The sequence below is a fragment of the Pseudomonas sp. SJZ131 genome (assembly GCF_007828705.1).
Lineage (GTDB): Bacteria > Pseudomonadota > Gammaproteobacteria > Pseudomonadales > Pseudomonadaceae > Aquipseudomonas > Aquipseudomonas prosekii.
In genome coordinates this window covers 418,136-432,013 of the sequence record NZ_VIVC01000004.1, presented here as the reverse complement: position 1 = coordinate 432,013, position 13,878 = coordinate 418,136, and the positions used below count along the sequence as shown (strand labels likewise).

Here is a 13,878-nt window from a genome sequence, read left to right as displayed (position 1 = left end):
CATCATTGGGCAAACTGCGTGTCTGACAATTTACATTCAACCTGACTGAGGGGACTGATGATGGTCTTGCGCTCGGAAATCCTGGTGAACAAAAACGTGCTCCCGACTAAAGAACAAGCTCTGCCCGGCCGCGAAACTCCGATGAACCTGCCGGAACGCCACTTCGTCCACGACGCCCCGCTGCTGGGCCCGTTCGTGACTGACGTGGATTTCGCGATCTTCGGCCTCGGCTGCTTCTGGGGCGCCGAACGCAAGTTCTGGCAGCGCGAAGGCGTAGTAAGCACGGTGGTCGGTTACGCCGGCGGCTTCACGCCAAACCCGACGTACGAAGAAGTCTGCTCGGGCCTGACCGGCCATAGCGAAGTGGTGTTGGTGGTCTACGAACCGGCGAAAGTCAGCTATCAAGAGCTGCTGAAAATGTTCTGGGAGTTGCACAACCCGACTCAGGGCATGCGCCAAGGCAACGACATCGGCACGCAATATCGCTCGGTGATCTACGCCACCAACCCGACTCAACTGGACGCCGCCAAGCACAGCGCACAAGTGTTTCAGGCTGAGCTGACCAAGGCTGGCAAAGGCGAAATCACCACCGAAATCGAAGAAGCCCCGACGGTCTACTTCGCCGAGGCGTATCACCAGCAATACCTGGCGAAAAACCCGGAAGGGTATTGCGGGATTGGCGGTACTGGCGTGACTTGCCCGATCTGATTTTCGGACGCTGAAATGCTTCGCGGGCAAGCCTCGCCCCTACAGATCACTCAACCTGTAGGAGCGAGGCTTGCCCGCGAAGACGTCCGGTCAGACACCATCAAAACATCTGATCAGCTCTCAGCAATCAACCAGTCCATCTGCCACCCGCCCTGGGTCTGCCCAAGCTTTTGCGACAACCACGGCAGCAGCTCACGCAATTCCTCTTCCAGGCCCCACGGCGGATTCGCAATCGCCAGCCCCGAGCCATTCAGACTGTTCGGCGTGTCCAGTGGATGCACCAGCAGCTCCACGCGCAACAACTTCGGCGCGCCCGTGCCGGCCAGGTCCTGATAAAAACGCCGCAACAAACGCTGATCCTTCACCGGATACCAGATCGCCGCCACGGTCTGGCGCATCCGGCCAATCGCTTCTTTCAGCGATGCCGCACAACGCTGCATCTCATCGAGCTTTTCGAACGGCGGATCAATCAACATCACCGCGCGCTTCTCCTGCACCGGCAACATCGCGCGCGGCACATGCCAGCCCTCGCCCAAGTGAACCTTGACCCGACGATCGCCGGCCATATTGTCCTTGAGCAGCACGCCATCCTCGGGATGCTTCTCGTTGAGCATCACCCGATCCTGCGGCCGCGTCAGCCGCCGCGCCAACTCCGGCGACCCCGGGTAATAGCGCAACCGGCCATCCGGGTTCATATCGTGCAACACCTTCATGTAATCGGCGGTCAGCGCCGGTAAATCCGGCTGATCCCACAACCGCGCGATCCCTTCCAGATACTCGCCGGTGCGGCTCGCTTGATCACCCTGCAGGTCATACAGACCAATCCCGGCGTGAGTGTCGAGATAGGCAAACGGCTGCTCCTTGCGCGACATCAGGGCGATGATGCGGGTCAAAGTCAGGTGTTTGAACACATCGGCATGATTGCCGGCATGGAAGGCGTGACGATAATTCATGATTGCTCCTGCGAAGGCCGGGAAGTTTACCTTGTACCGGCCCGCACGTCAGGGCTTCGCGGCTGAGCGGGCTACTCCAGGCCACAATCGCCCGTAGAGCTGCCGAAGGCTGCGATGTTTTGATGTTGCTTAGTATTTACGGCGCCTGAACCATTCCCCCCTCACCCCAACCTCCTCCCCAAAGGAGCGAGGGGATTGACCGAGTTGTTTGGATGGTTAACCGCGACCGGCCACTAGGCGGCGCTCTTGGCTTGGCTAAGCCTGAGTTCACCTTGATCGTTCAGGTCGACGGCAGCCGGAAGATCATCACACTCATTCCCCTCACCCCTTTGGGGAGAGGGTTAGGGTGAGGGGTGGATCTAAAGCCCTCACTTTTCAATGAAATCGTCTTAAACTGGAAACCCTGTCATTTGCCTACAAATAAAATAAAAGCGGAAAAGAGCCAGATGCGTTGGTTGATCAGAAATACACATTAATTCTGTCCACCCTGATCTTTACGAATTGCTCGTTGAACTCTGGATAGTCGTAGTGGATTTCCTGACCCATAAAGTCAACGAAGGAACGGAAGACACTTCCGTCCAAATAACCATACAGAAAGCAGGGGAAGCCGCCGCCTATTATTTCGACGAATCTGTCAGCGCGCTTTTCTGCAGCGACGATAAGATTATCATCAGCAAGGACTATATCTAATTCAACGTCATAGGATTCTCCCACCTCGACTTTTTCAGGGCAGTAGCTCGCAAAGCATTTAACTTTCATTCCATTTACGAGCAGTAAAACCTCTTCCTCGACGATTGGATCTACTGCCAGTACAACCGCCGCATATTTACTATTCATTTACTGGCCTCACCGTTTTATCACGAGCATCACCGTTTATAGCTTTCCAAGACTCTTTTCCACTTTTCGTATGCAAAGTCGTAATTTCCTTTTTATTATTTGTTCCAACAAAAGCAAATTTGGCCTCCCCTTTTCGATTATTCCCCATTAATTGCAAATACCCAACACGAAGCTGACCTTTGTACTCGTACTCCACACGAGACCCTTGATTCACAACGTCACGCGCTATAAGTAAATACTCTTCCTTACTCGTAGCCTTAAATTCTGCGCCATGTTTTTCATAATGCCCAACTAGCTTTTCTTCGTTTCCAAAATCCTGAGGGCGAGAGATTGGACTTGGGACCTTCGGCTCGCCCTCATCAACCCTGGCGCCAGTCGTATCCCCCGGCACCTTACAACCAGCCGCTTTCGGCGGCGGGCAGCTCAACCCCAACGGATCAACCCAACCCGTCGGATTCGGCGTGTATTGATACTGGTTAAGCCCACCCGCCAACTTGATCGGATCAGGCGTCAGGTACCGGCCGACATCCGGATCATAGTACCGATGGCGGTTGTAATGCAGCCCGCTCTCGGGATCAAAGTACTGCCCCTGAAAGCGCAGCGGCTGTTCAAGTTGTTCGCCTGCCCCGTGTGTCAGGCGAGTGACTTTACCGTAAGCGTTGTATTTCGCAGACCATACAATTTCGCCGCTGTAGTCGGTCAGTTCCTGCGGTGTGCCTAGTTGATCAAGTTGGTAGTAGAACGGACAAGCCTTGCGCGGGCCTTTGCCGTCGAGCATGGCGAGCGGGCGGAACGTGCCGGGTTCGTAGACGTAGCTGCGGTAATGTTCGCGGCTGCTTTCGGCGACAACTTGATCGCCCTGCCAGAAGAACTCTGTAGTTTTGCCGTCGACTGTTTTGGCGATGCGCCGACCGAACGCGTCGTAACGATAAGTTGCGCTGCGGCCATCCGCAGTTGTGACGCCGATCAAGCGATGCTGGCAGTCGTAGCGATATTCGCTGACGAGTTTTAGTCCGGTGCCGCGACGTTCGCGGATCAAGTTGCCGAAGGCGTCGTAGTCGTAATGCCGGTCCCCCTGCATCAATAACCGATTGCCCCGCACTGTTGCTGCGCCCGCACGGTCCTGCATCAGCAAGTTGCACGCCGGATCATGGGCGAAGCTTTCCGGTGGATCGTCGCGGGTGTGGCGCACGCGGGTCAGGCGATCCAGCGAATCGTATTGATAGCTACGTTGGCCGTGGCGGGTGTCGGCGATGCTGTCGAGATTGCCGTTGGCGCTGTAGGCATAGTCGCGGCGATACAGCGCTTGGTGTTTCTGGCTGACGGCGTGGGCCTTCAATCGTCCCTGATCGTCGTAGGAATATTCGCTGAGCAGCAGGCCTTGCTGGCGCTGGTGCTCGCGTCCAAAGGCAAATCGGTGGGTGGTCAGCCGCGCGCCGTTGAGGTCGATGGCGCTGAGTGCGCCGCCCTTGGCGTGGTGGTAGTCGAGTTTGCTGTTGTCCGGCAAGCGCAAATGGTTGAGTTGCCCGCAGGCGTCGTAGCCATAACGCAAGGTGCCCCAGCCTTGGTGTTCGGTGATGAGGCGATCCTGGCGGTCGTATTCGAATTCCAGCGGATGGTCGTGGCCGTCGTCGACGCCGATCAATCGACCGAGGCGGTCGTAGCGGTATTCGACTTTGCTGCCGTCGGGCAGCGTTTTGACTAATAAGCGCCCGGCCGCATCGCGTTCGTAAGTGGTGACGAGCGTCGAGCCGTCGTCGCCGAATTCGGTTTTCTCCAGCAAGTGTCCGTTGAGGTCGTAGGCATACGCCGTGCGCTGCCCGTCGAATGCGGTTTCCTGTCGGATCAATCCATTGGGCGTGTAGTCCAGCAGATATTTTTCACCGGATTCGTTCTCGATTTCCGTGAGAAGCAGCTGCGCATTGTCGTAGCGATACTTGAGCTGAGTGCCGTCGGGGTTGATACGACGGCTGACCAGATGCAGGTCTTCGGCGTATTCGTAACGGGTAACGCGGCCCAGTTCATCCTGCTCGGCGGTGATCTGGCTGTAGGCGTTGTAGCTGTAGGCGCGTGTTGCGCCTGTAGGAAATGTCGTGTGGATAAGTCGGCCAATGGCGTCCCACTGGTAACGACTGACAGCGCCATGTTCGTCACGCCGAGTAATACGCCGCCCGAGCACGTCGTAGGAATAGTGCCGCTGACCACCATTTGGCAGCGTCTCTTCCAACAGTTGCCCTAGGCCATCCCACACGAATACATGACGACTAATGTCCGGATAACGGATCGACAACAGCCGCCCTTGCGGGTCGTAGTGGTAATGGGTGATCTGCCCGTCAGGGTCGATGGCTTCGGTGACATCGCCCTGCGCATTGCGCCGGTACTTCCACACCGCGTCGCCGCGATAGCGTGCGTGTAGGAATCCATTGCGATATTCGTAGGCTGTTGGTTCATCTGCCGGCGGAATCAGCGCCACCAGATGTCCGACTTCGTCGTAGTGATATTCAGTAATGGCGCCGAGCGCGTCCTGCTCGGCGATCAAGCGCCCTTGGTCGTCGTAGGATTTGAGGTGTTCGCCACCGTTCAATTCGACTTTGCGCACCAGCCGCGCGCGGTCGTCATGGACGTAAACCTCTTCGCTGCCGTCGACGTTGGTAACGGTGACGCTGCCCTCGTCATCCCAGACGTAACGCGTGTCCATTTGTGAAAAAGATGCCCAATGCCGGACGCATCGCGCAGCCTTGCCCGACTTTTCCCACGCCCAAAAGAAACTCGCCCCACCGGTCAATTGCCGTTGGAGGATGACGTGTTGCTCGTCGTAGTCGTAGCGCTCGCTTTCACCTGCCGCGTTAGTGGCTTCGATCAGGTGATCGCGCTCGTCGTAGCCGTAAGTCGCCAGCGTTTGTTCGGTGTGCCACGCCTGATCGAGGGTCTCAGCTGGGCGAAACTGTTGGTAATCGATAGCAACAAGATGTGAGCGTTCATAGCGCATCAGCAGGGCGCGACCGGCGCCGTTGTCGAGGCGTTTGATCCGGCCTGAAAGGTCGCGACTGATGCGCAAGCGGTTGTCGTATCCGTCGCTGATCGCTGTAAGAAAACCGTTCTGGAAGTGGAAGAAACGTGTTTCTTCACCGGCCTGGGCAAGGATCAGTTCTTCGGGTTGATTGCCGAGATAAATCGCCGCTCGCGAAAGGCTGTTATGAATCGTCGGGCGCGCGCTGTTTGGCAGCGGAAACGTTGTGCGGCGATTTTCGTGGTCGATCCAGACGACTTGTTCGCCATCAACTTCCAAGCGATGGGCGAGGCTGTGACTCCAACCATAACCGAGGCCGCTGTCGATCTCAGCGGCACTGGTGCGGTAAAGCCGGGTGAAGTCGAACGGCAATATTCCATTCAGCGAACCGTCGGTAAGCGTGAGCAACTCTTCGCCGGTGACCATCGATACCGGGCAGTTGTTAGTGCAAGTAAGCGGCACACAATCAGCGCTGTCACCGTTGGGGTTTTTCGCTTGATCGGGAGCGTCGTCGTGGCGCGGGTCTTGTTTTAGCGACGTATTGCGCCGCGCATTCCAGTTCAACTGCATCCGGCCTTTTTTCAGGCCGGCAGCCACGCCTCGGGCAGCCACTTTCTTGTAGCGGTCGACGTAATCCATGAAGTTGTCGATGATCGTGGCCATCGCTCTTACGAAGCCCATGGCCGCTTGGAAAATTCGCGCGCCGTACCTCACCAGGCGCACTGTCAGCCAAGCGATGCCGATACCGACCACACTCAAGACCAGACCAATCAGCAAGTCGATAACCAGCCCGACGATCAACTTGCCAGTTGCCTCGGCAGACGATTCAAACAGCTGCGATGTCGGTACTGCGTCGAGCCATAAAACCGCTGTACGCACCAAGAGGAAAAGTGCAGCCTCGTCGCTGGCCAGCAACATGGCTTTTTCCATCATCAGCGGCGCACTTTCAGCCAGTTTGACCAACTGTTCAGCGCTCTCGCCGAGCTTCTCGAGGTAAGCATTCGGGTCCTTGAGAATGTCGCTCAGTTCGCCGATTTCATCCCAGACCCCGACGATCGCCGCCCATCCACCGGCGAGCATTCCCCTGCCCGTCGCCGCCAGAGAGGCGGACGCCGACTGCTGCGACCACTGCGGTTTGAAGCCCTCCCATTCCTTGCGTAACCAGCCTTCAAGTTGCTTGTTCAGCCCATCATAAGAAGAGAAAAGTTCGTCGACGTGCTCGGGCGTTATCGCACTGTGAACATGCACGCGGTAGAACTTGCCGGCGATCCCTTCGAACTGTCCTTTGCCGTTTTCATCGAGCGTAATCGGCGTTGTTTCGCCGCCATCCATCGCGATGACATCGACCTGAATGTTGCCGACGGGAATGTCGTAGACCGATTCAAACTTGCTCTCGATTTCGAGAATTCCGCTGTTCGGACATTGCGCAACACTGGAGAGAAAGTCGTCGTCGGTACTGCTGACAAGAGTGGTGGTGTGCCCCAGTTTTATGACTCGCTCCATGTTCATCAGCGAAGGCAAATCATTGGCGCGACTTCCCGCGTCTGCGAGGCGGATAAACCAGTGTTTCAGCTGTTCGCGATAGAGCGTCAACGTGTTCGGAAAGCTGTCGAGTTCCTGCTCGATATAAGTGATCTGATCCATTAATCCAGTTCCGCCGTCAGGTAGTCGATCAAGGCTTGTTTGGGTACTTGCGGCAGCTCCGGCGCCTCGAGAAAACTCGCGACTTTGCGCCGCAACACGTTGTCGGAAAATGCTTCAAACAAGTCCGGGCGGTCTTCGCTCAGCCATTTCAGCAAGTTGTTGATGCGGGTGATGGCGGACTGCGCAGCAAGTTCTTCGAGCAACTTTTCGGGGACTTGCCACCAAGGAGAAACGCGCGAGGTTTTCAGCGCGCGACCACCGATGTCGAACGCCTGACCATTGATCAGGCATCGCCCGATCAGCGGCATCAACTCGGACGCCCGTACCTCGGTGGATTGCAGGATGGGCAGCAGATAACGCCCATCCCAGAAGCGGAAAAACACTGGTTCGCCGTTGGGCAACAGCGCCTGGGTGAGCGAACGAAAATGCTCGACCAGCGCCTCAGGGCTTGCAGAAGAAATCGCCAACCAGCCCCAGTCAGGCGATTCAGTAGCGGCGACCCATTCCAAAAACTCACTGCCAGCGGTGACGATTCCTACATACGGCATCACCTCTTCCCACTCGGCATAGGGGGTGCCGGCCCAGATCGGGTTCGGGGCTTGAGCAGTTACTGAATGCCGCCAGGCCTTGAATGGCTCGGCCGCGCTGGCGTTGCTGAATATTGCGAACAGTTTTTCATCATTTTCCAAAGGACTAAGTTGCAACCAATGACTGGGAGTTACTGTATTCATGACGAGCGCCCGTGCAGCGCCCGAAGAATCGAGTGCGCCGTTATCAACAATCAATAGAAGTATCTTTATGGAACCAGCAGATGCCACTCTAGAAAGCGCTTCCAGCGCTTAGCCAGTGCAGCGCCTTACAAACAGACTTACTTTAACCAGCCGTTATATTTACCGATGATCACGCCAATTATGGCAATCACGCAGAGCGCAAGCATCAACATACTTATAACTTCAATTCTCCTTCGCAGGCCCACTGGAAAGCATTTGTAATCTTTCGTGTTGAGATCACCACTCTTCAGAGATTTCTTAGAAAAAATGAAAAGTGTGCCTACACAACTAATGAATAGAAAACGACCAGCCGGATCCCACCCCAAAGATTTGCTTCTAGCAACGACAGCTGGAGAATTACTCAAATTCTTCACAATTTCTCCGGCACGGAAATAAGCGAAATACAGCAAGACCAGTGAAGCCAGCAAAATAAGAGCAATCAGAACCAAACCACCCCATAGAAATACTGTTTCAGGTATTGTTCTCATTTGGTGACCTCACGCACGATTTCGCCCCTTACCCAACTGACTTCCTTTCCGAGATTTACTTAAACCACGAAACCTCATTATCTAATCCTCTTCAAGCTTAGGTAGCACAACGCAATCAAAACTGCGGCACCCACATGTGCAAGACAATAAAAGCATTTTATGATTCGTAACAAGCGGGGAGAAAACTCCAAGTAATCTTCTTGATCTAATTCCCCAAGCTTTATGGCCCGCCGTGGAAACATCAGAAGCGGAGCAATCGACACCAATATGAAAAACCTAGTAAAAGGATCACCCCCGACAATAAACCGTCGACTTAAGACAGCTCTTGACCTAGCCAAAGAGCGCAATATTTCGCTCATCTTGAAATATGACAAATACAATTGCACGACCAACATAAAAAAGCCCAATAGAAAAAACACTCCACCGCCAATCAAGAAGATCGTCGTTTCAGCTTCGGTCCTCACGGATGTATTCCCTCATAAATTATCTCTCCCAAGTCCTCTCCAACAAGTTCGCCTCCGGTGATACCAAGAGAGGTTCCTACTCCAACTAAAACAAGGCCACAAATAATCCCACCAATACCTGCAGTAGTTGCGCCAATGGCTATACAAGCCCCACCACCAACCGCGCCCCCAATTGCACCTCCAGCCAAAGAGCCGCCGAACTTTCCGTCTTCCGTGAACTTCACCTTCCTGCAAGCTTCTTCCGTCCCGACTTTGCAGGTTTCTTTGACCTTTAGCCCAGAAGCAGAAGCTCCTAATGCAATGCCAACCCAGCCACCAACTTTAATTACCTTCCCAGCCTTACTCACCCCATCAATGTGCGTCGCATACCCAGGAATCCCCCCCGCCGTTCCAGCCTTACTCCAGTGATGCACAAGACTCCGGTTTGAGATCCCCAACGCATTTTTCAGTTTTGGATGATCCGCAATACCCACACCCTTGCGCACCAATGGTCCGAGGCTGTTATCCAGCTGCCCCATCAATCTCTTGCGCTCGGTAAAGAAGTCCGCGCCCTGGAGTTTTCCGTGTTTGTCGAAAGTGCGTTTGTGGAGGTTTTCCAACTCTAAGAGCGTGTCCTTCAAGTTGCCCAAGTGCTTACCAAACATCGCCGCCCCAATACCCACTCCAGTCGAACCCTGCGAAAGAAAAGATTCGATTTCCCCATGATGCCGCGCCATAAACTCCGCTTCCGCATCGCTCAACGGCTCAAGTGCCGCATCGACTTTCTGCGCGGCTTCCATCAGCAAAGCCTCTTCGCGGGTGCATTGCGTGTTGCGCGGATCACTGAGGACGATCAATTGACCGGGTTTGGTGAAGTTGGAGAGCTGTGGATTAAGGCTTCTGAATTTCTCCAGCACCGCCGGCTCCGGTTGTGCAAACAAAATCGACTCAAGCGCAGACCGCGACATGCCCTGCTCCACGATATGGAAACCCGGTTCGACGGTTGAAGCGGGGGCTATGGATGAGGCCTTCGAGCCACTGGTCAAAGTGTTCGGCGAAGGGCACATCCCATCCTTGCAACGCTCACACTCCTCACAAAACGGCGCATCGCTTTTCAAGCTCATCACCTGCGCCGCAGTCAGCAGCGCCGCCGGGGCCGCTGCGAGTTTCAACGGCACGTCCGGTGAAATCGGTGCAGCCGCCAGCGCCGCCATTGGTGCGCCGCCGACCTGGATCGGCACGCTGCTGAAGATGCCGCCGGGGCCGATGTTGATCCACTGTCCGCCGGCCTGAATGGTTGCGCTGGCGCCGCCGTCGATGACCACTTGCTGGCCGGCGCTGAGGTGGAATTGCTGGCTGGCGCTGAGGGTTTGGCTGGCCACGCGGATGTGCCGGTCGCCGCTCACCAGCAGGTGGTCGTCCTGTTTCACTTCGGTCTGCCGCTGGCCGTGGGTGATGCGTTGCTCGTCGGCCTTCAATTCATGGCGGGCGATGCCGGTGACTACGATGCTGCGGGCGTTATCGACTTGTACCTGTTGATCATTCAGTACGTGCTGGGTCCAGTTTCGCTGGGCGCGCAGGTAAATTTCCTCGGCGCCCTTGCGATCTTCAATGCGCAATTCGTTGTAGCCACCACCGCCGGGGCTGCTTTGGCTGCGGAAAATGCTGCGGGTTTTGTCGGCCGGCAGGTCGAGCGGTACCGGCGTCGCGGCGTTGGGCAGGCAGCCCATTACCAGCGGTTTATCGGCATCGGCGTCGACGAAACCGACCAGTACTTCCATGCCGACGCGCGGGATCAATACGCTGCCGTAACGGTCGTGCGCCCAACCGGTGGCCACACGCAACCAGCAACTGGAGTGCTCGTTGAGCTGGCCGTCGCGGTCCCAGGCGAGCTGGACTTTGACTCGGCCAAATTCATCGCAATGGATTTCGCTGTCGGCGGGGCCGGTGACCACGGCAGGTTGATAGCCGAGCATGCGTGGCTTGTCCGGCGCCAGCGGCGGACGAAAGACAACGTCCCACGGCGTCGCGAGAAAGGTATTACGGTAACCCTGGAATTCTCCGTCGTCGGTGGCGGATTCTTCCAGCACTTGCGGTTGGCGAGCAAAATGTTCGATCTGTGTGATCAGCCACAGATCATTCCAGGCCTGGCGCGGATGCTCCGCCAATTGCAGGAAATGTCCGCAAACCAATGCCGATTGATCGCTGTTGCCTTCAGCCTGACGGAAGTCCGCGCCGTGGCGTTCGAGGGTTCTTTGGGTGAGTTTTTTGCCGTAATCGCGGTCGGTGAATTGACCGGGAAAGTGGTAGTCCTCGAGCACCGGTAGTTGCTCGTTGTCGAGGCGGCTTTCGAGTTGCAGGCCAGGCTTTTTGAAGTTGTAGTCGCGGCGTGTAACGGCTGTAGTCCGGGTTTCCACTCGCACGCTGAAACGCTTGATCGCCGGTTCACTGGCGACCATGCCGCTGCCGGGCAGGTACAGGGTGGGTTCGGGCAAGCGCGGGAAAACCGTCTGGTCGTCGCCGAACACCAGCAAATGGCCGTCGGCGCTGTGCTGAAAGTGGAAGTGAATGCCGACCTCGGCGCACAAGCGCTGGATGAACGCCAGGTCGCTTTCGGCGTATTGCACGCAGTACTCGCGCGCGGCGTAGTCGCTGCCGAGCTGGAATTCAAAGGCATCGCGCTGGATGCCGTGATCCTTGAGAACTTGCGCGACGATGTCCGGCACGCTTTTGTGCTGGAAGATTCGCTGATTGATGCGGTGGCCAAGGTAGGTCAGGCGCGGTACGAGAGTGACCTGGTAGCGTGTCAGACGTATCCCGGAATCACCTTGACCGACGCGATAAATCTGACCGTGGATACCGCAACCTTGTGCATCAAAACTCAGAAATGCCTGACGGTGCAGCAGGCTTTCGAGTTCGAGGTCGGGCCGTTCACTGACCAGTTCAAGGTCAAAATGGAAGGGTTGGCTGATGGCTTCCTTGCCCGTGAACTCAAGCACATTGAGCTCATTCTGGACGCCTTCGAGGGTCAACGTGAAACGCGGTTGATTGGCAGGCGCGAACATCCGATGTGTCTCTGCAGAATGAAGGCCAGCGATTCTGCATGAGCATCAAGGGCGGTTGAGTGGACCTCAGAGAAATCAGATTTGCCCTACTTGTCTAGAGGATTTTCCTGAAGGAAACAGTACGTTTGGCTACAGACATTCGCTGCTTGTGGACTGTGTCGAGGCGGATGACGCCATCGCGAGCAAGCTCGGCTCCCACAGGTTTTGCAGGCCACCGCGCATAAAAAAACGGCTCGCCTCCTTTAAAGAAGCGGGCCGTTTTTTGGCGAACGATCAGGGCATTACGCCCTGCCCGGTCACTTGTTCACGCGGAAATCTTTCTCGGCGGCAGCGAAGCGTTGCAGCATGCCTTGAGTCGGAGCGCCCATTTTGCTGACGAAGAAGATCGCCAGGCTGGCGAAGATGAAGCCTGGGATGATTTCGTACAGGCCCAGCAATTCAAAGTGTTTCCAGACGATCACGGTGATCGCGCCGACCAGGATCCCGGCCAGTGCGCCGTTGCGGGTCATGTCTTTCCAGATCACCGAGATCAGCACAACCGGACCGAAAGCAGCACCAAAACCGGCCCAGGCGTAGCTGACCAGACCGAGTACGCGGTTGTCCGGGTTGGACGCCAACGCGATCGCGATCAAAGCAACCAGCAACACCATGGCGCGACCGACCCACACCAGCTCGACTTGCGAAGCAGTTTTGCGCAGGAAGGTTTTGTAGAAGTCTTCGGTCAGCGCGCTCGAGCACACCAGCAATTGGCAGCTCAGGGTGCTCATGACGGCAGCCAGAATGGCCGACAGCAACACACCGGCGATCCATGGGTTGAACAGCAGTTTGGCCAGTTCGATAAACACGCGCTCGTGGTTTTCGGTCACAGGACCGGCCACTTCCGGGTGCGCCGAGAAGTACGCGATACCGAAGAAACCGACGGCGACGGTGCCGCCCAGGCACAGGATCATCCAGGTCATGGAGATGCGACGCGCGTTGGCAATTGACTTCACCGAATCCGCCGCCATGAAACGCGCGAGGATGTGCGGCTGGCCGAAGTAGCCGAGGCCCCAGCCCATCAGCGAAATAATGCCGATGAAAGAGGTGTTTTTCAGCATGTCGAAGTTGCTTGGGTCTTGCGCTTCGATGGCCAGGAATGTGGTGTCAACGCCACCGGTGGCCAGCAGCACGATGATCGGCGTCAGCAACAGGGCGAAGATCATCAGCGTGGCTTGGACGGTATCGGTCCAGCTCACTGCGAGGAAACCGCCGACAAAGGTGTAGGCAATTGTCGCTGCAGCACCGGCCCACAGCGCCGTTTCGTAGGACATGCCGAAGGTGCTTTCGAACAGACGCGCGCCAGCGACGATGCCGGAAGCGCAATAGATAGTGAAGAACACCAGAATCACGATTGCCGAGATGATCCGCAGCAGGCCGCTTTTATCTTCGAAACGGCTGGAGAAGTAGTCCGGCAGGGTCAAGGCATCGCCGTTGTGCTCGGTCTGCACGCGCAGACGGCCGGCGACGAACAGCCAGTTCAGGTAGGCACCGACGATCAGGCCGATGGCAATCCAGCTTTCGGAAAGACCGGACATGTAGATTGCGCCCGGCAGGCCCATCAACAACCAGCCGCTCATGTCCGAAGCACCAGCGGACAAAGCTGTCACGACGCTGCCCAGGCTGCGACCGCCAAGGATGTAGTCAGAAAGGTTGTTGGTGGAGCGATAGGCCATGAAGCCGATCAGCACCATTGCTGCGATGTAGATCACGAACGTGATCAGGGTTGGATTGCTAACGCTCATACGAAGGATGCCCTGGCTTTGTTTTTATGTAGCGGCGAAGTGTGAAACGCCGACAAACGACACTGTTTGATCAGACGATTTCCAGCTCCGCGCATTTATGACTGATGTTTCCCCAGGAAAGCCATCAGCCGGTACACCTGTCTCATCGGACCGGTTGCACCTTGGGCGCGAATCCTATT

At 56.3% G+C, this 13,878-nt stretch carries 7 protein-coding genes and 1 pseudogene; 1 reads left to right on the top strand and 7 read right to left on the bottom strand.

Annotation, left to right across the window (positions count from 1 at the left end; genetic code table 11):
• Positions 1-60: 60 nt before the first annotated feature.
• Positions 61-708 carry a peptide-methionine (S)-S-oxide reductase MsrA gene (gene msrA, locus FBY12_RS19870; protein WP_145255573.1) on the top strand — a complete coding sequence of 216 codons (648 nt, stop codon included), beginning with the start codon at positions 61-63 and terminating at the stop codon, positions 706-708.
• Positions 709-821: 113 nt separating this feature from the next.
• Here msrA and FBY12_RS19865 read toward each other — a convergent pair whose 3' ends face one another.
• The 7 genes and pseudogenes from FBY12_RS19865 to putP form a co-directional block, all read right to left on the bottom strand.
• Positions 822-1,661, bottom strand: coding sequence for a 23S rRNA (adenine(2030)-N(6))-methyltransferase RlmJ (locus FBY12_RS19865; protein ID WP_121734294.1), 840 nt, complete (start codon positions 1,659-1,661; stop codon positions 822-824).
• A gap of 459 nt (positions 1,662-2,120) precedes the next feature.
• On the bottom strand, positions 2,121-2,498 hold the full coding sequence (locus FBY12_RS19860) for a hypothetical protein (RefSeq protein WP_145255191.1): 378 nt from the start codon (positions 2,496-2,498) through the stop codon (positions 2,121-2,123).
• Complete coding sequence (locus FBY12_RS19855; RefSeq protein WP_145255188.1) at positions 2,491-7,152, bottom strand: RHS repeat-associated core domain-containing protein; 4,662 nt, start codon at positions 7,150-7,152, stop codon at positions 2,491-2,493. The genes FBY12_RS19860 and FBY12_RS19855 overlap by 8 nt, the downstream gene beginning before the upstream one ends.
• Positions 7,152-7,883 carry a DUF4123 domain-containing protein gene (locus FBY12_RS19850; RefSeq protein ID WP_145255570.1) on the bottom strand — a complete coding sequence of 244 codons (732 nt, stop codon included), beginning with the start codon at positions 7,881-7,883 and terminating at the stop codon, positions 7,152-7,154. Before FBY12_RS19850 ends, FBY12_RS19855 begins: the two co-directional genes overlap by 1 nt.
• Positions 7,884-8,020: 137 nt before the next feature.
• Complete coding sequence (locus tag FBY12_RS19845) at positions 8,021-8,410, bottom strand: hypothetical protein (RefSeq protein ID WP_145255184.1); 390 nt, start codon at positions 8,408-8,410, stop codon at positions 8,021-8,023.
• Between the two features lie 1,498 nt (positions 8,411-9,908).
• Positions 9,909-11,918 (bottom strand): annotated as a pseudogene (locus tag FBY12_RS19840) (type VI secretion system tip protein VgrG); the annotation flags it as partial.
• 296 nt (positions 11,919-12,214) lie between these two features.
• The gene (putP, locus tag FBY12_RS19835; RefSeq protein WP_145255182.1) at positions 12,215-13,699 is read right to left on the bottom strand and encodes a sodium/proline symporter PutP; all 1,485 of its coding nucleotides are present in this window, start codon (positions 13,697-13,699) and stop codon (positions 12,215-12,217) included.
• Positions 13,700-13,878 lie beyond the last annotated feature (179 nt).